Annotated in this window: 23 protein-coding genes; 7 read left to right on the top strand and 16 right to left on the bottom strand. The window is 72.0% G+C overall.

Annotated features, from left to right (window positions below; all coding sequences use genetic code 11):
• Positions 1-51: 51 nt before the first annotated feature.
• Genes fahA through IM725_RS04795 form a run of 6 tightly spaced genes read right to left on the bottom strand, consistent with a single transcriptional unit; the run spans position 52 to position 5,250 of the window.
• A complete protein-coding gene (gene fahA, locus IM725_RS04820) occupies positions 52-1,359 on the bottom strand; it encodes a fumarylacetoacetase (protein ID WP_193779441.1) in 1,308 nt (435 codons plus the stop codon).
• Positions 1,360-1,369: 10 nt separating this feature from the next.
• Positions 1,370-1,903, bottom strand: coding sequence for a VOC family protein (locus tag IM725_RS04815; protein ID WP_193779440.1), 534 nt, complete (start codon positions 1,901-1,903; stop codon positions 1,370-1,372).
• Between the two features lie 18 nt (positions 1,904-1,921).
• Positions 1,922-2,116 (bottom strand): DUF2783 domain-containing protein, encoded by a 195-nt coding sequence (locus tag IM725_RS04810; RefSeq protein WP_193779439.1) that lies wholly within the window; start codon positions 2,114-2,116, stop codon positions 1,922-1,924.
• Between the two features lie 17 nt (positions 2,117-2,133).
• Positions 2,134-3,825 carry an FAD-dependent monooxygenase gene (locus IM725_RS04805; RefSeq protein ID WP_193779438.1) on the bottom strand — a complete coding sequence of 564 codons (1,692 nt, stop codon included), beginning with the start codon at positions 3,823-3,825 and terminating at the stop codon, positions 2,134-2,136.
• A gap of 13 nt (positions 3,826-3,838) precedes the next feature.
• Positions 3,839-4,282 (bottom strand): MarR family winged helix-turn-helix transcriptional regulator, encoded by a 444-nt coding sequence (locus IM725_RS04800; RefSeq protein ID WP_193779437.1) that lies wholly within the window; start codon positions 4,280-4,282, stop codon positions 3,839-3,841.
• Positions 4,282-5,250, bottom strand: coding sequence for a Bug family tripartite tricarboxylate transporter substrate binding protein (locus tag IM725_RS04795; protein ID WP_193779436.1), 969 nt, complete (start codon positions 5,248-5,250; stop codon positions 4,282-4,284). The genes IM725_RS04800 and IM725_RS04795 overlap by 1 nt, the downstream gene beginning before the upstream one ends.
• Positions 5,251-5,482: 232 nt before the next feature.
• Here IM725_RS04795 and IM725_RS04790 point away from each other — a divergent pair, with 232 nt between their 5' ends.
• The 4 genes from IM725_RS04790 (at position 5,483) to IM725_RS04775 (ending at position 13,530) form a co-directional block, all read left to right on the top strand.
• Positions 5,483-7,393 carry a hypothetical protein gene (locus IM725_RS04790; RefSeq protein ID WP_193779435.1) on the top strand — a complete coding sequence of 637 codons (1,911 nt, stop codon included), beginning with the start codon at positions 5,483-5,485 and terminating at the stop codon, positions 7,391-7,393.
• 140 nt (positions 7,394-7,533) lie between these two features.
• Positions 7,534-9,771, top strand: a complete 2,238-nt coding sequence (locus tag IM725_RS04785) for an NADP-dependent isocitrate dehydrogenase (protein WP_193779434.1) — start codon at positions 7,534-7,536, stop codon at positions 9,769-9,771.
• Positions 9,772-10,283: 512 nt separating this feature from the next.
• A complete protein-coding gene (locus tag IM725_RS04780) occupies positions 10,284-12,767 on the top strand; it encodes a glycoside hydrolase family 5 protein (RefSeq protein WP_193779433.1) in 2,484 nt (827 codons plus the stop codon).
• A 79-nt stretch (positions 12,768-12,846) separates the two neighbouring features.
• Entirely contained in the window at positions 12,847-13,530 is a 684-nt protein-coding gene (locus IM725_RS04775; RefSeq protein WP_193779432.1) for a lysoplasmalogenase family protein, read from the top strand.
• On the opposite strand, the gene IM725_RS04770 is transcribed toward IM725_RS04775, so the two are convergent.
• Entirely contained in the window at positions 13,491-14,360 is an 870-nt protein-coding gene (locus IM725_RS04770) for a cache domain-containing protein (RefSeq protein WP_193779431.1), read from the bottom strand. The two genes, IM725_RS04775 and IM725_RS04770, sit on opposite strands and share 40 nt — an antisense overlap.
• A 51-nt stretch (positions 14,361-14,411) precedes the next feature.
• On the opposite strand from IM725_RS04770, the gene IM725_RS04765 reads away from it, so the two are divergent.
• Entirely contained in the window at positions 14,412-15,836 is a 1,425-nt protein-coding gene (locus tag IM725_RS04765; protein ID WP_193779430.1) for a sensor histidine kinase, read from the top strand.
• Here the strand turns inward: IM725_RS04765 and IM725_RS04760 are convergent.
• Genes IM725_RS04760 through pcp form a run of 7 tightly spaced genes read right to left on the bottom strand, consistent with a single transcriptional unit; the run spans position 15,803 to position 21,577 of the window.
• A complete protein-coding gene (locus IM725_RS04760) occupies positions 15,803-16,423 on the bottom strand; it encodes a response regulator transcription factor (protein WP_193779429.1) in 621 nt (206 codons plus the stop codon). The genes IM725_RS04765 and IM725_RS04760 overlap by 34 nt on opposite strands.
• A 59-nt stretch (positions 16,424-16,482) precedes the next feature.
• Entirely contained in the window at positions 16,483-17,769 is a 1,287-nt protein-coding gene (locus IM725_RS04755) for a tryptophan--tRNA ligase (RefSeq protein ID WP_193779428.1), read from the bottom strand.
• Position 17,770: 1 nt separating this feature from the next.
• On the bottom strand, positions 17,771-18,451 hold the full coding sequence (locus tag IM725_RS04750; protein ID WP_193779427.1) for a site-2 protease family protein: 681 nt from the start codon (positions 18,449-18,451) through the stop codon (positions 17,771-17,773).
• Positions 18,452-18,465: 14 nt separating this feature from the next.
• On the bottom strand, positions 18,466-19,104 hold the full coding sequence (locus tag IM725_RS04745) for an L-threonylcarbamoyladenylate synthase (RefSeq protein WP_193779426.1): 639 nt from the start codon (positions 19,102-19,104) through the stop codon (positions 18,466-18,468).
• Positions 19,105-19,107: 3 nt separating this feature from the next.
• Positions 19,108-20,001, bottom strand: a complete 894-nt coding sequence (locus IM725_RS04740; protein ID WP_287067590.1) for a DMT family transporter — start codon at positions 19,999-20,001, stop codon at positions 19,108-19,110.
• On the bottom strand, positions 19,998-20,849 hold the full coding sequence (locus IM725_RS04735; RefSeq protein WP_193779425.1) for a 3',5'-nucleoside bisphosphate phosphatase: 852 nt from the start codon (positions 20,847-20,849) through the stop codon (positions 19,998-20,000). The genes IM725_RS04740 and IM725_RS04735 overlap by 4 nt, the downstream gene beginning before the upstream one ends.
• A 56-nt stretch (positions 20,850-20,905) precedes the next feature.
• Positions 20,906-21,577, bottom strand: a complete 672-nt coding sequence (gene pcp / locus IM725_RS04730; protein WP_193779424.1) for a pyroglutamyl-peptidase I — start codon at positions 21,575-21,577, stop codon at positions 20,906-20,908.
• A 32-nt stretch (positions 21,578-21,609) separates the two neighbouring features.
• On the opposite strand from pcp, the gene ypfJ reads away from it, so the two are divergent.
• Positions 21,610-22,488: a KPN_02809 family neutral zinc metallopeptidase gene (gene ypfJ, locus IM725_RS04725; RefSeq protein WP_193779423.1), complete on the top strand. Its 879-nt coding sequence runs from the start codon at positions 21,610-21,612 to the stop codon at positions 22,486-22,488.
• A 61-nt stretch (positions 22,489-22,549) separates the two neighbouring features.
• On the top strand, positions 22,550-23,983 hold the full coding sequence (locus IM725_RS04720; protein WP_193779422.1) for a DEAD/DEAH box helicase: 1,434 nt from the start codon (positions 22,550-22,552) through the stop codon (positions 23,981-23,983).
• Between the two features lie 11 nt (positions 23,984-23,994).
• Here the strand turns inward: IM725_RS04720 and cueR are convergent, their stop codons facing one another.
• Entirely contained in the window at positions 23,995-24,438 is a 444-nt protein-coding gene (gene cueR / locus IM725_RS04715) for a Cu(I)-responsive transcriptional regulator (protein WP_193779421.1), read from the bottom strand.
• On the bottom strand, positions 24,435-26,687 hold the full coding sequence (locus IM725_RS04710) for a heavy metal translocating P-type ATPase (RefSeq protein ID WP_193779420.1): 2,253 nt from the start codon (positions 26,685-26,687) through the stop codon (positions 24,435-24,437). Before IM725_RS04710 ends, cueR begins: the two co-directional genes overlap by 4 nt.
• Between the last annotated feature and the right edge of the window lie 18 nt (positions 26,688-26,705).

The raw sequence follows: 26,705 nt of genomic DNA, 5'->3' as shown, positions 1-26,705 counted from the left end.
GGCGCGCAGTGACGTGGCGAAGGCGCACTTTCATGCATTTTCGCCGCCATTTCAGGCCGTGACCGTGCCTTCGCAGGTGCCGAAGCCGATGCGCGCGGCCCCGGGGGCCTCGCACCAGCCGCGCAGGGTGACGCTGTCGCCGTCCTGCAGCCAGGTGCGGGTTTCGCCACCGGGCAGGGCCAGCGGGTTCTTGCCGCCCGAGGTCAGCTCGATCAGCGCGGCCGCCTGGTCCAGCGTGGGCCCGGAGAGGGTGCCGGTGCCCAGCAGGTCGCCCGGCCGCAGGTTGCAGCCGTTCACCGTATGGTGGGCCACCATCTGCGCCACCGTCCAGTAGGCGTGCCGGTAGCTGGTGCGGCTGATGCGCGCCCCCCCTTCGCCGGCGGCGCGCATGTGCGGGGTCTGCAGCAACACCTCCAGCTGGATGTCCAGCGCGCCCTCGCTGCGCACGGCAGGCGCGTCCAGGTAGGGCAGGGGCCCAGGCTCGCCGGCATCGCGCTGCAGCGGCGCGCGGTAGGGCGCCAGCGCCTCCAGCGTGACCACCCAGGGCGACAGCGTGGTGGCGAAGTTCTTGGACAGGAAGGGGCCCAGCGGCTGGTACTCCCAGTCCTGGATGTCCCGCGCCGACCAGTCGTTGAGCAGGCACAGGCCGAACACGTGCTGCTCGGCCAGCTCCACCGGGATGGGCTCGCCGCGGGCATTGCCGCCGCCCACGAAGACGCCCAGCTCCAGCTCGATGTCCAGCCGCTGGCTGGCGCCCAGCTGCGGCTGCGCGGCGCCGGGGGGCATGAGCTGGCCGCGCGGGCGGCCTATGGCCTCGCCCGAGACCACGAGGCTGGAGGTGCGCCCGTGGTAGCCGATGGGCACCCAGCGGTAGTTGGGCATCAGCGGGTTGTCGGGGCGGAAGAGGCGGCCGATGTTGGTCGCGTGGTGGATGGAGGTGTAGAAGTCCGTGTAGTCGCCGACCTGGGCCGGCAGCGCGTGCTGCACCTGGGCCTGCGGCACCAGGCAGGGCGCCAGTGCCCCGGCCTCGCCGGCTCCCTCGCGCAGCGCCCGCGAGAGCGCCAGCCGCAGGGCGGACCAGTGCACAGGGCCCAGCGCCATCAGGGCGTTGAGCGTCTCGCCGGCGGCGGCCTGCAGCGCCTGGCCGGCCGCACCCGGCAGCTGCAGCACGTGCGCGGCGGCCCGCAGGTCCAGCACCTGGTCGCCGATGGCCACGCCGCCGCGCCAGGGCTCGCCGCCACCCGCGCGGCGGAAGACGGCGAAGGGCAGGTTCTGCAGGGGGAAGTCACTGCGGCCGGTGTTGGCGCTGGCCACCCAGCTGCGCAGCGACGGGTCGTGGGTTTCGTTCAGGCTCGGCATGGACGCGGCCTCAGGCGTGGCTGCCGTCGTGCATCCAGGCCGCGTGCTGGGGGGCGCGCCGGGTGCGGCTCCATTCCTCCAGCATCTCGCGCTTGACGCTGTCGAGCTTGTGCAGCATCTCCGGCGTGGCGGTGTCGGCCGCCAGTTCCAGCCGGTGGCCGTTGGGGTCGAAGAAATAGATGCTCTTGAAGATGGTGTGGTTGGTCGGCCCCAGCACCTCGATGCCCGCGGCCTCCAGCTTCGCCTTGGTGGCGAGCAGCGTGTCCATGGAGTCCACCTTCAGCGCCAGGTGCTGCACCCACTTGGGGGTGTTGGCGTCGCGGCCCATGGGCGGCTGGCCGGGCAGCTCGAAGAAGGCGAGCACGTTGCCGTTGCCCGCGTCCAGGAACACGTGCATGTACGGGTCCGGCGCCTTGGTGGAGGGCACCTCGTTCTCGGCGATGGCGAGCACGAATTTCATGCCCAGGTGCTTCTCGTACCACTCGACGGTTTCCTTCGCGTCCTTGCAGCGGTAGGCGACGTGGTGGATCTTCTGGACGAGCATGGGGATCTCCTCGGGGGTTCAGAGGTCGGCCGCGGCCGCCTCCAGGTGCTGGCGGAACAGGGCGGGGTCGCCCAGGGCGTTGGCGTTGAGCAGGGCCAGCTTGACCAGCATCAGCTCGGACTTCTGCGGGCCAGCGGCATCGATGGCGCTGGCCAGCAGGTCGTAGACGGTTTCCAGGCCGGGAATGTCCAGGGTCTGCGTCGGGGTGGGCATCGTCGTCTCCTTGGGGTTCACTGGGGCAGGGCGGCCACGAAGGCGGCGGCGAGGCGCTGGGCGTCCAGCGTCACCCAGCGTGCGCACACGTGCTGGTCGGGGCGCAGCAGGTAGGCCGCGCCGGGCGTCGCCATGCCGTAGCGCTCGCGCAGCCGCCCCTGCGCATCCGCCACGCACGCGTCGGCGCCGGCCACCGGGCCGGGCTGGCCCACGGCGATCACCTTCAGCGGCACGCCGCGCGCGCGCTGCGTGGCCAGGGCGTCCCGCAGCGCGGCGGGCAGGGCCTCGCCCGCTGCGGCGTAGAGCAGCGTGAAGCCCGGGCCCAGGTGGTCCAGCAGGTGGTCGTCGGGGCCCAGGCGCACGTCCTGCGGCGGCGCGCCGTGGGCCGGCCCGCAGCGGAACAGCGCGTTGTCGTCGCCCGGGCTGTTGAGCGCCGAGCCGCTGTACTCGTGCGGCCGCGAGGTGCGCCAGTGGTAGAGCGGGCGCACGAAGTCCTGCGTGAGCGAGAGCGAGAGCACCGCGTTGCGCAGCAGCATGAAGCCGCGCGAGGGCGGCGTCATGAAGCGCGTGCTCTTGCCGGCCTCCTCGATGATCTCGCGGGCCGCGCCCACGCGCTCGGCACTGAAGTTGGCCAGCAGGGATTCGCCCGCCAGGCCCTTGGCCACGAAGGCCAGGTGCCAGGCCAGCGACTGCGAATCCTGGAAGGCGGTGTTGGCGCCGCGCACGCCGAAGATGGGCAGCAGGTGCGCCGCGTCGCCGGTGAAGAGCACGCGGCCGTGGCGGAAGTCGGGCAGCGTCAGGGTGCGCGCCGAGTACACCGAGCACCAGTCCATCTCCCAGGGGGCGCCGGCATGGCCGATCATGGCCAGCTGGGCATCGATGCGCTGCTTCAGCGACTCGGGCCGCAGCGCCTCTTCGGGCGTCTCGCCGGGCGGCAGCTGGTAGTCCACGCGCCAGATGCCCTGCGGCTCGCGGTGCATGAGGATGGTGTTGCCCGGGTTCCAGGGCGGGTCGAAGAAGGCCAGCCGCTCGGTGGGCAGCGGCAGGTCGATGCGGATGTCGGCGATGACGAAGAAGCCCTCGTAGGAGGCGCCCTCCATCTGCAGGCCGAGCTGGCTGCGCAGGCCCGAACGCCCGCCGTCGGCGGCCACCACCCAGTCGGCTTGCAGCGTGTACGCGCCGGCGGGCGTGTCGACGGTGAGCGTGGCAATCTTGTCGTCCTGTTCCAGCCGCTCCAGCTTGTTGCCCCAGCGCAGGTCCACCAGCGGGGACGCGGCGCAGGCGTCCAGCAGGTACTCCTCCAGGTACTGCTGCTGGATGTTGTTCATGGGGAAGAAGCGGTTGTCCTCCTCGTGCGGCGCCTCCATGCGGAACACGCGCTGGCCGCGGTAGAAGGAATTGCCGAAGCGCCAGGGCAGGCCGTTCTCGACCACGCGCCGGGCCACCCCGGCCTGGTGCAGGATCTCCATGCTGCGGCGGGTGAAGACGATGGCGCGGCTGCCCTGCGAGACCTGCAGCTCGGCGCTGAGCACCACGCTGGGCACGCCGTGCGCGGCCAGGCCCAGCGCGGCCACCAGGCCGGCGGGGCCTGCGCCTACGATCACCACCGGCTTGCGCGCGTCGCGCGGGTGCGCCGTGGGCAGCCAGGGCTGGTGGATGCGGTAGTCGTAGTAGATGGAGGCGCGGGGCTCGGTCGTGGGCTGGTGCATGGGCGGGGGCTCCTCAGTGGCCGGCGTGGGCGATCAGGCGGTCGAACAGCTCGCCGAGCAGGCGCTGCTCGTCGCGGCTCAGGCAGCCGAAGATCTGCCGATTGCGTTCTTCGATGAAATCCATGGTGCGGCGCCAGGCCTTGCGCCCTTCGGGCGTGAGCCGCAGCTCCACCCCGCGGCCATCGGCGGGCGACCCGGCCTTGGTGACCAGGCCCAGGTCGGCCAGCGACTGCGCCGAGCGGCTGGCCTGGGCCTTGTTCAGGTTGGCCAGTTCGGCCAGCCGGTTCACGGACAGCGGCTCGAAGGAGCCGATGGCCGACAGGCAGCGGCCGTCGCCCAGCGACAGGCCGACCTCCTGCGGGTACAGCCGCTGGCTGTCCAGGTCGGTCAGCTTGTGCAGCAGGTGCATGCGCCAGGTGAGCATGCGGTCCAGCGGCAGGGCGCGGCTGGCGGGCATCAGTCGACCCGGATGTTGTTCGCGCGGATCACCTGGCCCCACTTGGTGCGCTCGGCCGCCGCGTACTTCGCCATCTCGGCCGGGCTGCCGGGGATGGGCTCCAGGCCCAGCACCTGCAGGCGGGCGCGCACCTGCGTGCTGGCCATGGCCTTCTGCAGCGCCTCGCTGAACTTCTTCACCACCTCGGGCGGGGTCGCGGCGGGCATGACCACGCCCTGCCATGCGTAGGCCTCGAAGCCCTTCATGCCCTGCTCGGACAGGGTCGGGATGTTCTCGAAATTGACCACGCGGCGGGGGCTGGCGACGCCGATGGGACGCAGCTTGCCGCTGGCGATGAATTCCTTGCCGCTGGCCGTGTCCACGAACATGAAGGGCACCTGGCCGGCCACCACGTCCTGCACCGCCGGGGCGGCGCCGCGGTAGGGCACGTGCGTGAGGCTGAGCTTGGCCTGGTCCTTGAAGAGCTCGGTGGCCAGGTGGTGCGGGCTGCCGGCCCCCGGCGTGGCGTAGGTGGTGTTGCCGGTCTTGCGCGCCCAGGCCAGGAACTCGGGCAGGTTCTTCGCCGGCACGCTGTTGTTGACCACCAGGATCATGGGGAAGCGCACCGTCAGGCCCACGGGCGCGAAGTCCTTCTCGGCGTTGTAGGGCAGGTGGCTGTAGAGCGCGGGGTTGGCGGCCAGGGTGGCGGTGTCGGCGGACATCACGGTGTAGCCGTCCGGCTTGGCGCGGGCGGTGTAGTCGGCGCCGATGTTGGTGGCCGCGCCCGGCTTGTTGTTGATGATGACCGGCTGGCCCAGGATCTCGGAGACGGCCTGGCCCAGCGTGCGCGCCACCACGTCGGTGCCGCCGCCGGCCGGGTAGGGCACGACCCATTCGATGGTCCGCGATGGGTAGCCGCCCTGGGCCTGGGCGAAGCTGCTGGCGGCGGCCAGGGCAAGGATGAGGCTGCGGCGCGTGAGTGAATGCATGGGCGGTGTCTCCTGGGCGGGGCGCGGTTGGCGCCGGCGGGTGTGGGAACGGGCAGGCCCTGCGGGGCCGCCCGGCTGTCCTTGATTATGGTCAAGATAGTTGCGTGCGCAACTAAGTAATTCCACGATCGCCTGGGCCCTCCGGCCGGGCCCAGGCTTGACTTTCGTCAGCACGGGCACGGCCCCGCCTGCCCATACTCGTTCGCATCACAACAGCGAAGGGGTGGAGACCATGAGAACGATTGCCTGGGCCGTCGTGACGGCCGCCACGGTGGTGGGCTGCGGCGGCGGGGGTGGTGGTGCCCCGGCGCCCGCGCCCGCCACCGGCATCGCGGAGGGCTACTACCCGGTGGCCACCGGGGCGCGCTGGATCTGGACCCTGGGCAGCGGCGACAGCGCCCAGCTCGACGTGTCCACCATCACCGGCACCCGCAGCGTGGGCGGGGCGCAGGCCTGGGTCTTCAGCGACAGCGACCCCGCCGGTGTCTTCGCACCCGTCGAGAGCTACTACAGCAAGGACAGCCGGGCCTACACCTACCGCGGCACCAACGTGGTGGCGGACTGGGTCAGCGCGGCCATCGCGCCGCTGGAGCTCATGCGCTTTGACGGCCGCTTCAGCGCCAGCCCGCTGTTCGACCAGGCCGGCCTGGACATCGGTGTGGACCTGGACGGCGACGGCGTCAGCGAGCGCGCCGACGTGAAGGTCAACGGCACGGTGGAGTCCACCGACACCCTGGTGACCGACCTGGGCAGCTTCTCGGGCACGGCCCGGCTTCGCTACGACATCGTCGGCACGGTGCGGCTGTCCACGGGCGGCGCCGTGCCCTTCACGCAGACCCTGCGCGAATGGCGCGCGCCCGGCGTGGGCGCGCTGCGCCAGACCGTGGCGACCAGCGTGGCCGGGCAGACCGACACGCAGGCCCTGGAGCTCACCGGCTTCTCGGTCAACGGCGTGTCGGGCGGCGCGGTGCTGCTGGGCGAGGTGCTGTCGCACGTGGCGCCGCCCAATTCCGACACCACGCAGCCTGGTGCGCCCGGCCTGGCCTCGGACGGGTCGGCCTTCCTGCTCGTGGGCAACCGCGCCGTGGGCACGCTGCAGCAGCCCTGGGCGACCCTGCTGGACAGCGCCGGCCAGGCGCATGCCAGCGTCCCGCTGGGCGACCCGGCCTCGCTGTGGGACAGCCCGGCCGTGGCCTGGGGCGGCGCGAACTACCTGGTGCTCAGCGGCGGCTCCAACGGCGCGCCACTGCGCGCGCAGCGGGTCAGCGCCAGCGGCGCCCTGGTCGATGCGCTGCCCGGCATCCCCCTGGCGGCTGACGGATCCGGCTTTGCGCGGGCGCTCGCCGGCGGTGCCGGCGGCTGGCTGGTGGTCTACACCCGCGTGGGCATCGCCCACACGCTGTTCGGCCGCACCGTGGATGGCAGCGGCGGGGTGGGCCCCGAGATCACCCTGGCGACCGACTTCGCCGACATGGACCCGCCCGCCGTCGGCTTCGACGGCAGCAACTTCCTGGTCGCCTGGGAGGCGGGCGCGGGCTCGGTCGATCCCGCCGCGACGGACATCCATGCCCGGCGGGTGACGCCCGCCGGTGGCCTGCCGGACATGGTCCCGCTGGTGGTGAGCGCCGCGCCCGAGGCCCAGCTCTGGCCGCGCGTGGCCTGCGACCCGGCGCGCTGCCTGGTGGCCTGGGTGGACCGTCGCAACGCCCCCGGCCAGTCCTACGGCTTCTCGCCCGGCCCCGGCGACCTGTACGGCAGCTTCGTGGACCCGACGGGTGCCGTGGTCAATCCCTCGGGCCTGGCCCTGGCCACGGGCATTACCGCCAACGCCGGCTACCCGGGTCTCGCCTTCACCGGCAGCGAGTACCTGCTGGCCTGGTCGCGCGGCGCCTATGCCGGCAACCCGGGCGGCCCGACCGGCATCTACGCGGCCCGGGTCGCGCTCGACGGCAGCGCCAGCACGGCGGCGGTGCCGGCCGGGCTTGCGCTGTCGGGCACGCCGGCCTCGTCCACCCGCTACGTGTACCCGGCCGTGGCCGCGGGCGCGACCGGTGCCATGGTGGCCTGGCTCTCCAATTCCGAAATGACCGGCATGGACAAGGCGCTGCGCGCGACCACGGTCTGGCCGCGCCTGGCGCGCTGAACGTGACGAAGCCGGCGCAACTGTGTCGCCAGGGCCGTGCGGGTGCCGGATTGCCGGGCCCGCGCGGCTTCCAACTTTAGAATGGTGCGTCGCCGGCCCGTCCGGCGCCCCTGACATTTCATCCGACCGAGACACTCCCCGTGGCTGCCGAACCCTCCAAGATCATCTACACCCTCACCGACGAAGCGCCCTACCTGGCCACGCATTCGTTCCTGCCCATCGTCCGCACCTTCGCCAGCGCCGCCGGCATCGATGTGGTCGAGTGCGACATCTCCGTGGCCCACCGGATCCTGGGTGAGTTCCCCGATTTCCTGACGGAAGCGCAGCGCGTGCCCAACACGCTAGCCGAGCTCGGCAAGAAGACGCTGGAGCCGGACGCCAACATCATCAAGCTGCCCAACATCAGCGCCTCGCAGAACCAGCTGGTGACGGCGATCCGCGAACTGCGCGCCAAGGGCTTCATGGTCCCCGAGTTCCCGGACAACCCCCAGACCGACGAAGAGAAGGCCATCCGCCAGCGCTACGGCCGCGTGCTGGGCTCGGCGGTGAACCCCGTGCTGCGCGAGGGCAACTCCGACCGCCGCGCGCCGCGCGCCGTGAAGGAATTCGCGCGCAAGCACCCGCACAGCATGGGCGAGTGGAGCCCGGCCTCGCGCACCCACGTCTCGCACATGTTCCACGGCGACTTCTACCATGGCGAGAAGTCGATGACGCTGGACAAGGCGCGCGACGTCAAGATGGAGCTGGTCACCCGCTCGGGCAAGAGCATCGTGCTCAAGCCCAAGGTGCACCTGCTGGACGGCGAGATCATCGATTCGATGTTCATGAGCAAGAAGGCCCTGCTCGAGTTCTACGAGCAGCAGATCGAGGACGCGCACAAGACCGGCGTGATGTTCTCGCTGCACGTGAAGGCCACCATGATGAAGGTCTCGCACCCCATCGTGTTCGGCCACTGCGTGAAGATCTTCTACCGTGAAGCCTTCGAGAAGCACGGCAAGCTGTTCGACGAGCTGGGCGTGAACGTGAACAACGGCATGGCCAACCTGTACGACAAGATCGCCACGCTGCCGCAGTCCAAGCAGGACGAGATCAAGCGCGACCTGCACGCCTGCCACGAGCACCGCCCCGAGCTGGCCATGGTCGATTCCGCCCGCGGCATCACCAACTTCCACTCGCCCAACGACATCATCGTGGACGCCTCCATGCCGGCCATGATCCGCCAGGGCGGCAAGATGTACGGCGCCGACGGCCGCCTGAAGGACGTGAAGGCCGTGATCCCCGAGTCGACCTTCGCCCGCATCTACCAGGAGATGATCAACTTCTGCAAGTGGCACGGCAACTTCGACCCCAAGACCATGGGCACCGTGCCCAACGTGGGCCTGATGGCGCAGCAGGCCGAGGAATACGGCTCGCACGACAAGACCTTCGAGATCCCGGAGGACGGCGTCGCCAACATCACCGACCTGGCCACCGGCGAGGTGCTGCTCTCGCAGACCGTGGAAGCCGGCGACATCTGGCGCATGTGCCAGGTCAAGGACGCCGCGATCCGCGACTGGGTGAAGCTGGCCGTCACGCGTGCGCGCAACTCGGGCATGACCGCCATCTTCTGGCTGGACCCCTACCGCCCGCACGAGAACGAGCTGATCAAGAAGGTCCACACCTACCTGAAGGACCACGACACCACCGGCCTGGACATCCAGATCATGAGCCAGGTGCGTGCCATGCGCTACACCCTGGAGCGGGTGATCCGCGGCCTGGACACCATCTCGGTCACCGGCAACATCCTGCGCGACTACCTGACCGACCTGTTCCCCATCATGGAGCTGGGCACCAGCGCCAAGATGCTGTCCATCGTCCCGCTGATGGCCGGCGGCGGCATGTACGAGACGGGCGCCGGCGGCTCGGCGCCCAAGCACGTGCAGCAGCTGGTGGAGGAGAACCACCTGCGCTGGGACTCGCTGGGTGAGTTCCTGGCCCTGGCGGTGAGCCTGGAGGACGAGGGCATCAAGACCGGCAACCTGCGCGCCAAGGTGCTGGCCAAGACCCTGGACGCGGCCACCGGCAAGCTGCTGGACAACAACAAGAGCCCCTCGCCCAAGACCGGCCAGCTCGACAACCGGGGCAGCCAGTTCTACCTGACGATGTTCTGGGCCCAGGCCCTGGCCGAGCAGACCGAGGACGCCGGGCTGGCGAAGAAATTCGCCCCGCTGGCCCAGGCCCTGGCGGCCCAGGAGGCCCAGATCATTGCCGAGCTGAATGCGGTGCAGGGCCAGCCGGCCGACATCGGCGGCTACTACTACCCCGACCGTGCCAAGGTCAGCGCCATCATGCGTCCCAGCGCGACCTTCAACCAGACCCTGGCCTCCGTCGCCGGCTGACCCGCCCGCGACTCGGGTTCCAGCCCGGCCCGGCGCCCTGCGCCGGGCTTTTTTTTGCCCGTCCTGCGGCCGGCGGCCGCTGCCGCGGGCGCCCGCCGGGGGCCCCCCGGTCCTGCATCAAGGCGTAACTTTTGTGGCTGGGCTGGGCCGGCTGGGCTGCGTGAAGATTTCACACCTCGACCTTGAGCCACGCCGCTGCGCCGCCCAGGGCGGGACCCATGGCTTACCGCTGAGCCAGCGAGGCTGAGGCTCAGCCGTTCGCGGCGTCACGGCGTCCCGGTTGTAACTTCGCCACGCCCCTCCACCCACCGTTTGTAAGTACGCGCTTCGCTTCGCAACACCCGGGGTGAACTCTCCTACAGACCTGTGGGAGACGTCCTACTAGCATCCGCCCCTGTTGCTGAGCCACCGTCCCTGCGCGGGACGCGCGCCGGCGGCGCAGGAAGACCGCGCCGCGGCCGACCGGCTCCCCGCGGCCCCCCGGGCCGCGCCTGCCTCACACGGGACCCCGAATGAAGAGACGTGAATTCAACCAGGCCGCCGGCGCGATGGCGGCTGCCGCACTGACGACCACCGCCTGCGGCGGCGGCGGCGGCGCCGGCCCGGCGCCTATCGCGGCCACCAACCCGCCCTCGGCCAGCAGCGCCACCGGTGCCGGCGCCGGCAGCGGGGCCGGTGCCACCAGCGCCACCCCGGTGCGTCTCAATGGCCTGCCCATGGGCACCAACCTCTCCGGCATGGAATGGGCCAAGCCTGGCCTGCGCTACGGCATGAGCACGCTGCCCAACCTGAACTTCAGCGTGCCGCGCGCCGCCGATGTGGCCTACCTGGCCAGCCAGGGCTTCAACAAGAACCGCCTGCCCATCCAGTGGGAACTGCTGCAGCCCGTGCTGAACGACAGCCCCGCGAACGCCGCGGTGCAGGCCCTGCTGGGCGCCCCCGGCGCGCTGCATGCAGGCTACGCCGCCTACATCACCGGCGTGCTGGACGCGCATGCCGCCGCCGGCACGCGCTGCATCATCGACTGCCACAACTACGGCCGCTACCAGGACTTCGTCTACCAGGCCGACGGCAGCGTCATCGGCCTGACCGCGGCCAGCACGCCCCTGATTCGGCCCTTCACGACGGACGGCTCCCAGGTGATCGAGCGCATCCTGTCGCTGGCCCCGGGGGCCACGCTGACGGTCGGCAACTTCACCGACTTCTGGACCCGCGTCGCCCGGCAGTGGAAGGACCATCCCGGCTTCGGCGGCTACGGCCTGATGAACGAGCCGCACGACCTGCCGGCCGCCGGCGGCACCACGGCGTCCTACGGCAACCAGGACCCGACGATCTGGGCCGCCTTCGCCCAGGCCGCGATCAACGCCATCCGTGCGGTGGACCCGAACGGCGCGATCTACCTGGCGGGCAACGACTGGGAGGCCGCGATGACGCTGGCCACCAACAACCCGGCCTGGCCGCTGAGCGGCAGCAACCTGGTGTACGAGGTGCACATGTACCTGGACGCCTCGTGCAGCGGCTACGCCTTCGACTACGACACCGAGGTGGCCAAGGGCTTCAGCGCGGGCCTGTCGGGCCCCATCAACCTGGACACCGGCGTCAACCGCCTGCAACTGGCCGTGAACTGGGCCAAGGCGCAGGGCGTGAAGCTGGCGCTCACCGAGGTCGGCATGCCGGTGGACGATCCCCGCTGGCAGGAGATGTTCCGCCGTGCGGTGGCCTACGCGGTGGCCAACCAGGTCGAGGTCTACAGCTGGATGGGCGGCAACCACTGGCCGGCGCACAACTACGCGATCAACCACGTGCCCGGCTGGCACCAGAACCGCACGCTGGAGCCGGCGGTGGCCGGCCCCATGAAGGCGGCCGTGGGCCTGGCCAGCGCGGCGGTGTTCGACGACGGCCCGGGCGATGCGAGCGCGGGCCCCGTGACCGTCACCGTCTACGTGCGCGGCAACCTGGCGGCGCCGCTGGTGCTGCAGGTCGCGTCCTCCAACGGCGGCAGCTTCAGCAAGACCACGCTCACCATCCCCGCCGGCGCGAACGGGCAGGACAGCTACACCTTCACGCCCCCGCCCAACAGCGTGAGCACGCTCAGCTACAGCAGCGACGGCCAGCTCGGCGGCCAGGTGCCGCCTCCGCGCAAGGTCTATGCGCTGGCCGACCCGGTGGCCTATGCGGCCACCAGCCTCGCCGACGCCGCCCGGGCCCTGCTCGCGAAGTACAACGCCAGCAAGTGGGAGCTGGCGCAGGGCTACACCGACTACCTGCTGGGCGTGCCCGCCGCGGAAGGCCAGCCCCTGCGCGCGGTGGCCGACTCCGGCTACGGCTCCTCGGCCGGCAACGCGATGGAGATGATCAACTGGGTCAACAAGGAGATGGGCGACGGCGGCGCCATGACCTTCCCGGTCATGCGCAGCGTGAACGGCAAGCCCAGCAGCGACCACTCGGCGCCGCAGACCTTCGGCCTGTGGTGCAAGAAGTCCGAGCCCATCCCCGGGGTGCAGGCCAACCCGCTGAACCGCACGCCCTACGACCTGCAGGACCCGCATTTCGCCATCGCCGCGATCAGCGTGCCCACGGCCGGCAACAGCGGCGTGGTGTTCCAGGCCTCGCAGGCCCAGGCGTCGCATGCGGCGGAGCTGGCCCTGGCCGGCGGCCAGCCGCAGGCGCGCTGGACGGACGCCAACGGCCAGTCCGTGGCCATCACCGCGGCCGCGTCCCTGGCCCCCGGCCAGCCGGCCGTCATCGCCATGAGCAGCGCGCCCGGCGCCCAGGTGCTGCGCGTCAACGCCCAGGTCGCCGGCACCGCCGCGGCCACGCTGGCCCCCTCCGTCACCACCCAGCTGCTGCTGGGCTGGGGCTTCGTCGACTACTACCCGCGCGACGGCTTCGGCGGCAACCTGTTCGCGGCCATCACCGGCCGCGGCACGCCCACGGCCGCCGAGATGGCGGTGATGGAGCGCTACCTCGCCAGCACCGCCGGGCTCTCGATCTGAGCCGCGCGGGCGCGGGCCCGACAGCGCCACGGGCTGCCGGCTGACACGGCCGCGTGGCTGAGGCACCGAGACTGCCGAGGTGAGCACGCTCTCCTTTCCACCTCGGCCGGCCGCTGTCCTGCCGGCCGCCGCGCTCGGCCTGGCGCTGGCCAGCGCCGCGCTCGCCCACTGGCCGGGCGCCATCGAGCTGGCCGCCGTGGCCGTGCTGCTGGCCCGTCGGACGGCGGCCGGGTCCGAGCTCGGCTGGACCCTGGGTGGCGGCCTGCTGGCCTGCGGCCTGGGCGACCTGCTGCTGGCCTCGCAGTTCAAGACGGCGCTGCTGTTGATGGCTTCGGGCCAGGCCCTGGTGGCGCTGGCGCTGTGGTCGGAGGCCGCGGGCCCGGGGCGCCGGCTCTGGCTGGCGGTGGGCGGCGTGCTGCCGGCCTGGGTGGCCGCGGTGCAGGTGCCGCAACTGCCGCCTTCGCTGGCGCTGATCGCGCTGCTGTACTGCCTGGCCAGCGCGGCCATGGCGGGCACGGCGCTCGCACGCGCGCTGCGCTGGGGCGGCGCGCCGGCCTGGGGGCTCGCGGCCGGTGCCGGGCTGTTCATCGCCAGCGACGCCCTTCTCACCTGGGACCGCTACCTCTCTGCGCTGCCCTTGGCGGGCGTGCTGGTGCCCGGCGCCTACTACGCCTCGCAGCTGCTGCTGGCCTGGCACGGGCGCCCGATGCGCCTGCCCGCGGATCAGGTGCCGGTCACCCCGCGCCGCCTGCCCCAGGCATAGGCCAGCACGGCCCCCGCCAGCAGGGCGCCGCCCTGGGTCAGCAGGGCCCACAGGATCGCATCGCGGCGGGCCTGCGCCAGGGGCGCCATCGGCTGGGCCACCCGCACCTGCCAGCCGAAGCCCGGCACCGTGTGCCAGGCGAAGGCCAGGGCCGGGTCTTCATGCGACAGCACCAGGCCCTGGGGCAGGCCCGAGGAGTCGGCGATCACGCGCGACTGCGCGTCCGTGATGCAGACGCGGTCGTCCAGCCCGGTGGTGGAGCCGCTGGCCAGGCGCTGGAAGGTGGCGGCCCCCATGCGCGCGCCCAGCACGTAGGCGATGCGCTCGCCGCTGCGCACGGGCAGGGCCACGGCGACCGCGGGCGCTGGCGTCGCCCCGGCCGCGCCGACGCCCGACAGCGCCGGGCGCCCGGTGGCCACCACCTGCGCGCGCAGCCCGTCCATGACGCTTCGCATGGCCGGCGAGGGTGGGGTGGCCGCGGTGTCCAGCACCGGCGTGCCGCCCGCGTCGAGCAGGAACAGGCTGTCCCAGTCGGGCCGCGGGCGGCCGTGCAGCAGCCGGCCCAGGGCCGTCACCCGGCCCTGCTGGAAGAGCTCCGAGCGCGACAGCACGTCCAGCGCGTCGACGGAGGATTGCAGCTCGCGCGCCACCCGCGCGGCGACGGTGTCGGCGCTGGCGGCGAGCGCGGCCTCCACCTGGGCGCGCTCGGCCCGCAGGCGGCCCACGAGCTGCCCGCCCAGCAGCAGCGCGATGGGCAGCAGGGCCAGCAGGATGAGGGGGGCAAGCACCGCGCGCGGACGGCCTTGCCGTTCCGGTTGGGAGTCGGCCAAGCCGCGCATGGTACGCCGGGCAGCAGCCCATCCGGGGCGTAGACTCGCCCCATGTCGAGCGTCGCGAGTGCCCCAGCAGCTGCCACCGGCGAGTCGGAGTGGGTCGAGTCCCGGCTGGTGGCGAGCCTGATGCGCACCACCTACACCTCGCAGCTGATGGGCATCGCGGTGATCCCCATCCTCTTCGGGGTGCTGGCCGACGACGCACCGCTGCGCTGGCTGGTGGCCTGGGTGCTAGCGGCCACGGCGGCTGCCGCGGTGCGTGGCTGGGTGCTGCACCGCTTCGCCACCACGGTGGTGCACGAGACCGCGGCCGCGCAGCTGGCCTTCTTCCGCCGCTGGCGGATCAGCTTCCCCGCGGTGGCCCTGGTCTGGGGCCTGACCATGCCGCTGTTCTTCGACGACGCGCCGCTGGGTGACCAGTTCGTCTGCTGGCTGATGGTGGCGGGCATGGCGATGTTCGCCACCATCACGATGGCGGCGGAGCTGACGACGCTGCGGCTGTTCCTGGACACGCTGATGCTCAGCTCGCTGGCGCACATCCTGTGGCACATCGGCTTCGAGCGTCCGCTGCACGGGCCCTACCAGTACTGGGTCGCCCTGCTGCTGGTGCTGTTCTGGGCCGTGCTGCGCGAGGCCGGGCGGCGGCTGCACGTCACCCTGAGGCGCAACTTCGAGCTGCAGTACCGCAACGCGCAGCTGATCGAATCGCTGACGCGGCAGACGCAGGCGGCGCTGGATGCCGTCGCCATCAAGAACCGCTTCCTGGCCAGCGCCGCCCACGACATCCGCCAGCCGGTGCATGCGCTGTCGCTGTATGCGGACTGGCTGGGCAGCGAGCCCGAGCTGGTGCGCGAGATCGCGCCGCGCATCGTCGAGTCCACCAAGGCCGTGAACGCGCTGTTCGATTCCCTGTTCGACCTGGCCCGGCTGGAGTCCGGCCAGGTCCACCTGCGCGTGGGCCCGGTGGACCTGGCGCAGCTGGCCCGCGAGCTGGAGCTGCAGCATGGGCCGCTGGCGGCCGCGCGCGGCCTGCGCCTGCGCGTGCACGCGGCGCCGGCCATCGCGCACAGCGACGTGATGATGCTGCGGCGCATCGCCGGCAACCTGCTGTCCAACGCGATCAAGTACACCGCGCGCGGCGGCGTGCTGCTGTCCCTGCGCCTGCGCCGCGGCGTGCCCGTGCTGGAGGTCTGGGACACCGGGCCCGGCATCCCGCCGGGCCAGGAACAGGAAGTGTTCCGCGAATTCGTCAAGCTGCCGGGCCATGGCGGCACGGAGGACGGCTTCGGGCTGGGCCTGTACATCGTGTCGCGGCTGGCGCACGTGCTGGGCCATCCGCTGACGCTGCGCTCGCGCGTAGGCCGGGGCACCCTGGTGCGTCTGGTGTTGGAGCCCACCGATGCCGAAGCCGCGGCCCGGCGGGCCGCGCTGGCGGTCTCTCAGCTGACCAGCATGCCGTGGGTGCGGGCGTAGTGGATGGTCTGGGTGCGGCTCTTCACGCCCAGGCGGCGGAACAGCCGCCACAGGTGAACCTTCACCGTGTGCTCGCTGATGCCCAGCTCGTCGGCGATCTCGCGGTTCGACATGCCGCGGTCCAGCATGACGATGAGCTGCTTCTGGCGCTTGGACAGCTTGTTGTCGCTGGGCGAGAGCTCCTCGAAGCCGCCGTCGGCCGAGAGCAGGGCGCGCAGGGCGTTGCCGATCTCCTGGGCGCCGGACGACTTCTCGATGTAGATGTCGGCACCGGCCTCGATGCAGCTTTCCTCGGCGTCGGCCGCGGGTGAGGCCGAGAGCACCGCCAGCGGGGTCTCGGGAAAGCGCTTCTTGAGTTCGTGCACGCCCGAACTGCCGGTGGTGTCCGGCAGCTTCAGGTCCAGGCAGATCAGGTCCGGGTTGCCGTGCTGGCGCACCGCGGCCTCGAAGCTGCCGATGCGGTCGAGTTCGACCACGTTGGAGCCCGGCCGCAGACGCCGCAGCAGCATGACCACCGCCTCCCGCATCAACGGATGGTCATCGATCACGTACAGAGTGGACTTCGGTGTTGTCTTGGTGTCGGGCATACGTCAAAAAGCATAACCTGAACTGGATCCTGGGCACCGGCGCGGTGTCGCAGGCCCGCTCAGGGGGCGGTCAGGCGGGCCAGGGCGGTGCGAAGGTCCGCCTCGGTGGCGCCGTCGGCCAGGTGGAAGGCGTGGCCCAGGCCGGCCAGGTCGCCGCCCTTGAGCGATGCGACGGCGCGGCCGGCCTCCTGGGGCGAAGGCAGGCCGGCACCCTGCACCAGCAGGCGGCCGTCGCTGTCCACCAGCTTGAAGTAGTGCAGGCCGTCGGCCTCGCGGTACTGCTTGAAGCTGGGCAGCTGGGCCTTGGCGGACTTGGCGCGGGGCTGGGCCTGGGCCGCGTCGGCCAGGCTGCGCAGGCCCACGGCCGCGCGCAGCTGCGCCATGGTGGGCGTCGCCAGGGCGCGGGCCTTCTCGGCGCCGCGGCGCAGCACCTTCTCCAGCTCGGCGGGGTTGGCCATCAGGGCGTCGTAGCGTTCGCGCATGGGCGCGATCTCGCGGTCGATGCGCTCGAACAGCATCTGCTTGGCCTCGGACCAGGCGATGCCCTCGGCATAGGCGCGGCGCAGGGCGGCGGTCTCCTCGGCGCTGGCGAAGGCTTCGTAGATCTGGAACAGGGACGAGCCCTCGACCGGCTTGGGCTCGCCCGGCGCGCGCGAGTCGGTGACGATGGCCATGACCTGGCGGCGCAGCTGCTCGCGCGGCGCGAAGAGCGGGATCACGTTGTCGTAGCTCTTGCTCATCTTGCGGCCGTCGGTGCCCGGCAGCAGCGCCACCGATTCGTCGACCTGCGCCTCGGGCAGCACCAGCAGCTCGCCGTACAGGTGGTTGAAGCTGGCCGCGATGTCGCGGCACATCTCGATGTGCTGCACCTGGTCGCGCCCCACCGGGATGCGGTGGGCCTTGAACATCAGGATGTCGGCCGCCATCAGCACGGGGTACATGAAGAGCCCGGCGGTGACGTCCGTGTCGGGGTCGGCGCCGGCGGCGTGGTTCTTGTCCACCATGGCCTTGTAGGCATGGGCGCGATTGAGCAGGCCCTTGCCGGTGACGCAGGTCAGCAGCCAGGTCAGCTCCGGGATGTCGGGGATGTCGGACTGGCGGTAGAAGGTGACCTGCTCGGGGTCCAGGCCGGTGGCCAGCCAGCAGGCCGCGATCTCCATGGTGGAGCGTTGCACCCGGGCCGGCTCGTCGCACTTGATCAGCGCGTGGTAGTCGGCGAGGAAATAGAAGTTCTCGGTGCCGGGGCGGCGGCTGGCTTCCACGGCCGGGCGCAGCGCGCCCACGTAGTTGCCCAGGTGCGGCGTCCCGGTGGTGGTGATGCCGGTGAGGTAGCGGATGGAGGCCATGTCAGCGCACGGCCGCGAGCAGCGGGCCGATCAGCAGGTTGAGGACGCCGTAGGCGACGTGCATCAGCGGCTGCATCCACAGCGCGTCCAGCACGTGCGCGACCACGAGCGCGAGCACGATGAAGAATCCGAAGGGTTCGACGCGCGACAGCGCGATCGCGGCGCGCATGGGCAGCAGGCCGACCATGACCCGGCCGCCGTCCAGCGGCGGGATGGGGAACAGGTTGAACACCGCCAGCGCCAGGTTCACCTGGATGCCGGCCTTGGCCATGCCCAGGAAGAAGGGCTCGTACACGCCGGCCGCCTGCAGGCCGACGAACAGCAGTGCCCACAGCAGCGCCTGGATGAAGTTGGAGCCGGGGCCGGCCAGCGCGACCCACACCATGTCCCGCTTGGGGCGGCGCAGCTTGCCGAAGGAGACCGGCACCGGCTTCGCGTACCCGAGCAGGAAGGGGCCGCCCGGCAGCGCCGCCGTCGTGAACAGCAGCAGCAGCGGCATGATGACCGTGCCCATGGGGTCGATGTGGCGCAGCGGGTTCAGCGTGACGCGGCCCAGCATCCAGGCGGTGTTGTCGCCCAGCGCGCGGGCCACGTAGCCGTGGGCGGCCTCGTGCACCGTGATCGCGAACAGCACCGGGAGGGCGTAGACGAGGATCGTCTGGACGAGGTTGTTGGTATCCACAGGCGCGGATTCTCTCATTCCAGGCCGAGGGCCCCGAGCGGCCCGCCGCCCTGGCGCACCACCACCGCCTCGCCGCCGGTGCCCATGGGCACCAGGTCCACCACCGTGGTGGGCTGCAGCGGGCAGGGCCCGGCATCGACCACGCCGGCGATGTCGTGCTCGAAGCGCTCGCGGATCGCCTGCGCATCGTTCAGGGTCTCGCCCGTGTCGGGGTCGATCAGGGTGGTGGCCAGCAGCGGGGCGCCGTGCAGGTCCAGCAGGGCCTGCAGCGCCAGGTGCCCGGGCACGCGCAGGCCGATGGTCTTGCGCTGCGGGTGCGAGACGCGGCGCGGCACCTCGCGCGTCGCCTCCAGGATGAAGGTGTAGGGGCCGGGCGTGGCCGATTTCACCAGCCGGTACTGCCGGTTGTCCACGCGGGCGTAGTTGGCCAGCTCGCTCAGGTCGCGGCACAGCAGCGTGAGGTGGTGCCGCTCGTCGACGCGGCGGATCTGCCGCAGCCGGTCCACGGCGGCCTTGTCGTCCAGGTGGCAGGCGAGCGCATAGCTGGAATCCGTGGGCACGGCCAGCACGCCGCCGCGCTCCAGCAGCGCGACGGCCTGCTTGAGCAGGCGGGCCTGCGGGTTCTGGGGGTGCACCTCGAAGTACTGGGCCATGGCTCAGGCCTCCACCGGTTCCAGCAGCACGCGGCTCTCGCGCACGGTGAGCCAGGCCCCGGCCGCGCCGCAGAAGGCGATCATCGCCATCCCGCCCAGGGCCGCGCTGTCGGGCACGTGGCCGAACACCAGCAGCCCACCCGTCATGGCGAAGGCGATCTGCGAGTAGAGGTAGGGCGTCAGCGTGGCCGCCGGGGCGCGCTGGAACCCCAGGATCAGCATGAAGTGGCCCACGGTGGCGGCCAGGCCCATCAGGGCCAGCAGGGCCCACAGCCGCGGCTCGGCCAGGGTCGTCCAGACGAAGGGCAGGGCCAGGCTGGCGATGAGCGCGCCCACCCAGCCGGTGTACAGGTGCATGGTGACCGGGTCTTCCGTGCGCGCGAGCTTGCTGGTGAGCACCTGGAACCAGGCGTTCGTCACCACCAGGCCCAGCGGCAGCAGCGTCGCCCAGTGGAAGCTGTCGCCGCCGGGGCGGATGATGACCAGGGTGCCCAGGAAGCCGCCGGCCACCAGCAGCCAGCGCAGCGGCGAGACCTGCTCCTTGAGCATCGTCGCCGCCATCACCGTGACCGCCAGCGGCGCGATCATCGCGATGGCGGTGAACTCGCCCACCGGCATGTAGCGCAGGCTGGCGAAGGCGAACAGGCTGCTGCCCAGCAGCAGCAGGCCGCGCAGGGCCTGGAATTTCGGGTGCCGGGTGCGCCACACGCGCATGCCGCGCTGCGGCAGCACCAGGGCGGTGGTGGCCAGGGCCTGGAAGGCATAGCGGAACCACAGGGCCATCAGCAGCGGCACGCCGGCGCTCACGTACTTGGTGGTGGTGTCCAGCGCCGAGAAGCAGGCGGCAGCAGCCACCACCAGCGCGATACCGGCCAGCGGGTGGCTGGGGCGCCTCACCGGATGCGCTCTTCGAGCAATTCCCACACGGGCGTCAGGCCGCCCGGCAGCCAGGGCAGGGTGCCCAGGTCGGTATGGCTTTCCTGCGGGCTGTGGAAATCGCTGCCGCGCGAAGCCGCCAGGCCGAATTCGCGGGCCATGCCGGCGTACTGCACGTACTCGGCCGCGGTGTGGCTGCCGGTGACCACCTCCACGCCGCTGCCGCCGTGGGCCTTGAACTCGGAGAACAGCGCGTACTCCTCGTTGGGCGTGAAGCGGTAGCGGGCGGGGTGGGCGATCACGGCCATGCCGCCGGCGCCGGTGATCCAGCCCACTGCGTCGCGCAGCGCGGCCCAGCGGTGCGGCACGAAGCCCGGCTTGCCCTCGACCAGGAAGCGGCGGAACACCTCGCCCGTGTCCTGGCAGGCGCCGCACTCGACCAGGAAGCGCGCGAAGTGGGTGCGCGAGACCAGTTCGGGGTTGCGCACGTAGCGCAGCGCGCCCTCGTAGGCGCCCGGGATGCCAGCCTTCTCGAGCTGGGCGGCGATCTCGCGGGCCCGGGGACCGCGGCCGTCGCGTATGGATTGCAGGCCCTCGCGCAGGGCCTCGTCGTCCGGGTCGAAGCCCAGGCCGACGATGTGCACCGTCTGGCCGGCGAAGGAGACGGAGATCTCGGTGCCCGTGATGTAGGCCATGCCGGCCTCGCGGGCCGAGGCGGCGGCGCGCTGCTGGCCGGCCACCTCGTCATGGTCGGTCAGCGACCACAGCTCCACGCCGTTGGCGGCCGCACGGGCCGCGAGGTCTTCCGGGGTCAGCGTGCCATCGGAGACGACGGAGTGGCTGTGCAGGTCGGCGTTCAGGATGGACACCCCCCGATTTTACGGTTGGGCGAAAGCCCGCGGCGGCGCGCGGGCGACATCCGGTGTCAGTCGAGTGCGCCCGCGCCCTGGCGGATATCGCTGACGTTGGCCAGGGCGGCCTCCAGGGCGAGTTGCAGGCCCTGCACGATCTCGGCCAGCGGCATGGAGGGCTGCCCCTGGCTCGGCAGCCAGGGCACGTGCATGAAGCCGCCGCGCGTGCGGGCCAGCGCGGGGCGCGTGGCCAGTTCGTGCATGAGTGCGTAGAAGACGTGGTTGCACACGAAGGTGCCCGCCGTCTGCGAGACCTCGGCCCGCAGCCCGGCGTCCATCAGGGCGGCCCGCATGGCCTTGATCGGCAGGGTGCTGAAGTAGGCGGCCGGGCCGCCCGGCACCACGGGCGCGTCCACCGGCTGGGCGCCGGCGTTGTCCGGGATGCGCGCATCGTCCACGTTGATCGCGATGCGCTCCAGCGACAGGGCGGTGCGCCCGCCGGCCTGGCCGGTGCACAGCACGAGCTCGGGTCGGAAGTGGCCCAGCAGCTCGCGCAGGGCCGCGGCGGCGTCGCCGAAGGTCGTGGGCAGGCGGGCCGCCACCACCCGGTGGCCCAGCACCAGCCGGCCGTGCAGCGCCTGCGCCGACATCCAGCTGGGGTTCGCGCTGTCACCGCCAAAGGGCTCGAAGCCCGTCACCAGCACGCATGGCGGCCGACGCGGGCCACCCAGGGAAGCGGATACCATCGCGCCACTGTATCGCAGCCGGGAGAACGATCATGCGCTGGGAAGGCAATGCCGAATCCGACAACGTCGAGGACCGACGCGACGGTGGCGGGGGTGGCGGCGGTTTCGGCATCGGCGGCGGCGGCCTGGGCATAGGGGCCATCGTCATCGCGCTCGTCGGCGGCGCGATCTTCGGCATCAACCCGATGACCATCCTGGGCATGCTCAGCGGGGGCGGCGGCCCCGCCCCGGTGCAGCAGCAGGCGCCCGCGCACGCGCCGCCGGCCAACGACGAGGCGGCCAAGTTCGTCTCCGTGGTGCTCAGGAGCACCGAGGACGTCTGGACCCAGCTCTTCCAGAAGGCCGGCGCCACCTACCACCCGCCCAAGCTGGTGCTCTTCCGTGGCGCGATCCCCACCGGCTGCGGCCAGGGGCAGGCGGCCATGGGGCCCTTCTACTGCCCGGCCGACCAGAAGGTCTACATCGACCTGGGCTTCTACGACATCCTGCGCAACCGCCTGGGCGCGCCGGGCGAATTCGCCCAGGCCTACGTGATCGGCCACGAGGTCGGCCACCACGTGCAGGACGAACTGGGCATCACGCGCAAGGTCGACGCCCAGCGCGGCCGCCTGTCCGAGGCCCAGGCCAACGCGCTCAGCGTGCGGGTGGAACTGCAGGCCGACTGCTTCGCCGGCGTCTGGGGCCACTGGTCGCAGCAAAGCAAGCAGTGGCTGGACCCGCAGGACATCCAGTCGGCCATGAACGCCGCGGCCAAGATCGGCGACGACGCCCTGCAGCGCTCCGCCGGCCGCGCGGTGGTGCCGGAGAGCTTCACCCACGGCACCAGCGCCCAGCGCCAGCACTGGTTCATGGCCGGCTACCAGTCCGGCAGCGTCAAGGCCTGCGACACCTTCGGCGCGCGCGAGCTGTAAAAACCCCCGATTTCCGGGCCGCCGGCCGGTCCGGGCGGGGTCTGCGACAATCCGGGGTTGCATGTCTAGTTCCTTCTCCAACCTCCAGCTGGCCGAGCCGCTGGCGCGTGCCGTGGCCGAAATGGGCTACGAGTCCATGACCCCGATCCAGGCCGAGGCCATTCCCGTGGTCCTCACGGGGCGCGACGTCATGGGCGCGGCCCAGACCGGCACCGGCAAGACGGCGGCCTTCTCGCTGCCCCTGTTGCAGCGCCTGCTCAAGCACGAGAACAGCTCGACCTCGCCCGCGCGCCACCCGGTGCGCGCCCTGGTGCTGCTGCCCACGCGCGAACTGGCCGACCAGGTCGCCCAGCAGGTCAAGATGTACGCCAAGTACACCAAGCTGCGCAGCGCGGTGGTGTTCGGCGGCATCGACATGAAGCCGCAGACCGCCGAGCTCAAGCGCGGCGTCGAGGTGCTGGTGGCCACGCCAGGCCGCCTGCTGGACCACATCGAGGCCAAGAACGCGGTGCTCAACCAGGTCGAGTACGTGGTGCTGGACGAGGCCGACCGCATGCTGGACATCGGCTTCCTGCCCGACCTGCAGCGCATCCTCTCCTTCCTGCCCAAGCAGCGCACCACGCTGCTGTTCTCGGCCACCTTCTCGCCCGAGATCAAGCGCCTGGCGAACAGCTACCTGCAGGACCCGGTCACCGTCGAGGTGGCCCGGCCCAACGAGACGGCCTCCACCGTCGAGCAGCACTTCTACAGCGTGGTCGACGACGACAAGCGCCGCGCCCTGCGCCAGATCGTGCGGGCCAAGGGCATCAGCCAGGCCTTCGTCTTCGTCAACAGCAAGCTGGGCTGCGCCCGGCTGGCGCGCTCGCTGGAGCGTGACGGCCTGAAGACCACCGCCCTGCACGGCGACAAGAGCCAGGACGAGCGCCTGAAGGCGCTCGCCGCCTTCAAGGCCGGCGAGGTCGACCTGCTGGTGGCCACCGACGTGGCCGCCCGCGGCCTGGACATCAAGGACGTGCCCGCGGTCTTCAACTTCGACGTGCCCTTCAACGCCGAGGACTACGTGCACCGCATCGGCCGCACCGGCCGTGCCGGCGCCTCCGGCCTGGCCGTGACCTTCGTGTCCGGCGGCAACGACGCCCGCCTGGTGAGCGACATCGAGAAGCTGCTCAAGCGCAAGATCGAGGTCGAGCCCATGGAGTTCGAGGAAGACCGTCCGCGCGGCCGCATCAACGACGGCCGCCGCACCTGGCGCGAGCGCGGCGAGCTGGGCGACCCGCGCGACGTGATGGACGGCACCCCGCCGCCGCCGCGGCCCCGCCCGGCGGCCCGTCCCGCGCCCTCGGCCGACCCCTTCTTCGACCGGCCCTACGAGCCGCCGGCGGCCACCAGCGCGCCCGCCCCTTCGAAGTCCGAGCCCGAGCCGGTGCAAAGCCGCGTCTCGGCCAACATCAAGACCAAGCGCAAGGTCGCCGCGCTGTTCAAGTCGGCGGGCTGAGCGCCCGTCCGCTAGCGGCCCAGTTCGTCCAGGATCGGGCAGTCGGGCCGCCCGTCCCCGCTGCAGCAGTGCACCAGGTGCTGCAGCGCCTTGCGCATCGCCGCCATCTCCGCGATCTTCTCGTCCAGCGCCGCCAGGTGGGTGGCCGCGATCCTCTTCACGCTGGCGCTGGAGCGCCCCTGGTCTTGCCAGAGCGCAAGCAGCCCGGCGATCTCCGCCATGGAAAAGCCCAGGTCGCGCGCGCGGCGTATGAAGCGCAGCGTGTGGACCTCGCGCTCGCCGTACTGGCGGTAGCCGGCGTCGGTGCGCGAGACCACGGGCAGCAGGCCCAGCGATTCGTAGTGGCGCACCATCTTGGCCGAGACGCCCGACAGGCGGGCCGCCTCGCCGATGTTGAAGGGGCCGGCCGGCGTGGCGGCGGCGGGCGCATGGCGTGCGGAGCTTGCCGTGTTCATTTCGCGCTCCCGGTCCAGCGGCGCAGCATCAGCGCGTTGATCACCACGCTCACGCTGCTGAAGGCCATGGCCGCCCCGGCGATGACCGGGTTGAGCAGGCCGAAGGCGGCCAGCGGGATGCCCACCACGTTGTAGACGAAGGCCCAGAACAGGTTCTGCCGGATCTTGGCGTAGGTGCGGCGGGAGATGTCGATGGCGTCCGCCACCAGGGCCGGGTCGCCGCGCATCAGGGTGATGCCGGCCGCGTGCATGGCCACGTCGGTGCCGGTGGACATCGCGATGCCCACGTCGGCGGCCGCCAGGGCGGGTGCGTCGTTGATGCCGTCGCCCACCATGGCGACCAGCGCGCCGCCGGCCTTGAGCGTGCCCACGATGCGGGCCTTGTCTTCCGGCAGCACCTCGGCGCGCACCTCGGCGATGCCCAGCTGCGCGGCCACGGCGCGCGCGCTGCCGGCGTTGTCGCCGGTGAGCAGCACGCTCTTCACCCCCTGGGCCGCGAGTTTCGCGATGGCGCCTTCGGCGCCCGCCTTGACGGTGTCGCCGAAGGCCAGCAGGCCCAGCAGGCGCGGCGGCTGGGCCAGTTCGACCACCCAGGAGACGGTGCGGCCCTCGGCCTGCAGGCCCTGGGCCCGCGCCTGCAGCGCGGCGGTGTCCACGCCCAGCTCGGCCATCCAGCGTGAACTGCCCAGGCGGATCTCGCGGCCGTCCACCTGCGCGGCGACGCCGCGGCCGGCCACGGCCTGCAGCGTGCCCGCGGGCTGGACGGTCAGCCCGCGCCCGCGCGCCGCCTCCACCGTGGCCCGCGCGAGCGGATGCTCGCTGCCCGATTGCAGGGCGGCCGCCAGCGCCAGCAGCGCATCCTCACCCTCGCCCGTCCCTGCCGGGGCCAGGGCGACCAGCCGCGGCCGGCCTTCCGTCAGGGTGCCGGTCTTGTCGAAGCCGACCACCTTCACGTGGTGCGCGATCTCCAGGGCCTGCGCGTCCTTGATCAGGATGCCGTGGCGCGCGGCCACGCCGGTGCCGGCCATGATGGCCGTGGGCGTGGCCAGGCCCAGCGCGCAGGGGCAGGCGATCACCAGCACCGCGACCGCGTTCAGGATCGCCTGCTCCCAGTTGCCGGTCGCAAGGCCCCAGCCCAGCAGCGTGACCACGGCCGCGGCGATGACCACGGGCACGAAGACCTCGCTCACGCGATCGACCAGGCGCTGGATGGGCGCCTTGCGCGCCTGCGCCGACTCCACCAGCCGCACGATGCGCGCCAGCGTGGACTCCGCGCCCACCGCGGTGGTGCGCACCAGCAGGAGGCCCTGCGCATTGACGGCGCCGCCCGTGACCTTGTCGCCGGCATGCTTGGCCACCGGCAGGCTCTCGCCGGTAATCAGCGATTCGTCGACCTCGCTCGCGCCCTCCAGCACCTCGCCGTCCACCGGGATGCGCTCGCCCGGCCGCACCACGACGCGGTCGCCCACGCGCACCTGCGCCACCGGCAGCTCGCGTTCCTGGCCGTCCGCGCCGCGCACGCGGGCCAGCTCCGGCCGCAGCGCGTTCAGCGCGCGTATCGCCTCCGTCGTCTGTCGCTTGGCCCGGGCTTCCAGCCACTTGCCCAGCAGCACCAGCGTCACCACGACGGCGGAAGCCTCGAAGTACAGGTGCGGCATGCCGTGGCCGCTGCCGTGCGCGCGCCAGAGGTAGACGGACAGGCCCCAGCCGGCGCTGGTGCCCAGCGCGACCAGCAGGTCCATGTTGCCGGCGCCCGCGCGCAGGGCCTTCCAGCCGGCACGGTAGAAGCGCGCGCCCAGCACGAACTGCACCGGCGTCGCCAGCGCGAACTGCAGCCAGGCCGGGAGCGCCCAGTCCAGGCCCAGGGGCATGGCCAGCATGGGCAGCACCAGCGGCAGCGAGAGCAGGGCGGCGGCGATCACCGGCCAGGCCGCGCGGGCGCCGGGGGCGGGCTGCGGCACGGGCACGGCCTCCTCGCCGGTCTCCAGCTTCTGCGCGCCCGCGCCGACGGCGTAGCCGGCCTTCTCGATCGCGGCCTGCAGCACGGGCAGCGTGAGCGCGGGCCCGGCCTGCACGCTGGCCGTCTCGGTGGCCAGGTTCACGCTGGCGTCCTGCACGCCCGGCAGCGCCTTGAGCGCGCGCTCGACGCGGCCGGCGCAGGAGGCGCAGGTCATGCCTTCGATGGGCAGGCGCCAGTCGCAGGCGTCGCCGTCGGCCTCGGCCGGGGCGGGAAGTGTGGCGGTGTTCATGGCGTCATCCTGAACCTT

Origin of the sequence: Ramlibacter aquaticus (assembly GCF_015159745.1) — a bacterium.
Taxonomy (GTDB): Bacteria; Pseudomonadota; Gammaproteobacteria; order Burkholderiales; family Burkholderiaceae_C; genus Ramlibacter; species Ramlibacter aquaticus.
Note: the sequence above shows the minus strand (reverse complement) of the source record. Positions and strands in the feature narration are given on the sequence as shown.

Coding starts and splice junctions, on each gene's coding strand:
- IM725_RS04765 (WP_193779430.1), top strand. CDS start 14,412: ATGTCGAGCGTCGCGAGTGCCCCAGCAGCTGCCACCGGCGAGTCGGAG.
- IM725_RS04790 (WP_193779435.1), top strand. CDS start 5,483: ATGAGAACGATTGCCTGGGCCGTCGTGACGGCCGCCACGGTGGTGGGC.
- IM725_RS04805 (WP_193779438.1), bottom strand. CDS start 3,825: ATGCACCAGCCCACGACCGAGCCCCGCGCCTCCATCTACTACGACTAC.
- IM725_RS04780 (WP_193779433.1), top strand. CDS start 10,284: ATGAAGAGACGTGAATTCAACCAGGCCGCCGGCGCGATGGCGGCTGCC.
- IM725_RS04760 (WP_193779429.1), bottom strand. CDS start 16,423: ATGCCCGACACCAAGACAACACCGAAGTCCACTCTGTACGTGATCGAT.
- IM725_RS04720 (WP_193779422.1), top strand. CDS start 22,550: ATGTCTAGTTCCTTCTCCAACCTCCAGCTGGCCGAGCCGCTGGCGCGT.
- cueR (WP_193779421.1), bottom strand. CDS start 24,438: ATGAACACGGCAAGCTCCGCACGCCATGCGCCCGCCGCCGCCACGCCG.
- IM725_RS04800 (WP_193779437.1), bottom strand. CDS start 4,282: ATGCCCGCCAGCCGCGCCCTGCCGCTGGACCGCATGCTCACCTGGCGC.
- IM725_RS04810 (WP_193779439.1), bottom strand. CDS start 2,116: ATGCCCACCCCGACGCAGACCCTGGACATTCCCGGCCTGGAAACCGTC.
- pcp (WP_193779424.1), bottom strand. CDS start 21,577: ATGGTATCCGCTTCCCTGGGTGGCCCGCGTCGGCCGCCATGCGTGCTG.
- IM725_RS04815 (WP_193779440.1), bottom strand. CDS start 1,903: ATGCTCGTCCAGAAGATCCACCACGTCGCCTACCGCTGCAAGGACGCG.
- ypfJ (WP_193779423.1), top strand. CDS start 21,610: ATGCGCTGGGAAGGCAATGCCGAATCCGACAACGTCGAGGACCGACGC.
- IM725_RS04755 (WP_193779428.1), bottom strand. CDS start 17,769: ATGGCCTCCATCCGCTACCTCACCGGCATCACCACCACCGGGACGCCG.
- fahA (WP_193779441.1), bottom strand. CDS start 1,359: ATGCCGAGCCTGAACGAAACCCACGACCCGTCGCTGCGCAGCTGGGTG.
- IM725_RS04745 (WP_193779426.1), bottom strand. CDS start 19,104: ATGGCCCAGTACTTCGAGGTGCACCCCCAGAACCCGCAGGCCCGCCTG.
- IM725_RS04795 (WP_193779436.1), bottom strand. CDS start 5,250: ATGCATTCACTCACGCGCCGCAGCCTCATCCTTGCCCTGGCCGCCGCC.
- IM725_RS04710 (WP_193779420.1), bottom strand. CDS start 26,687: ATGAACACCGCCACACTTCCCGCCCCGGCCGAGGCCGACGGCGACGCC.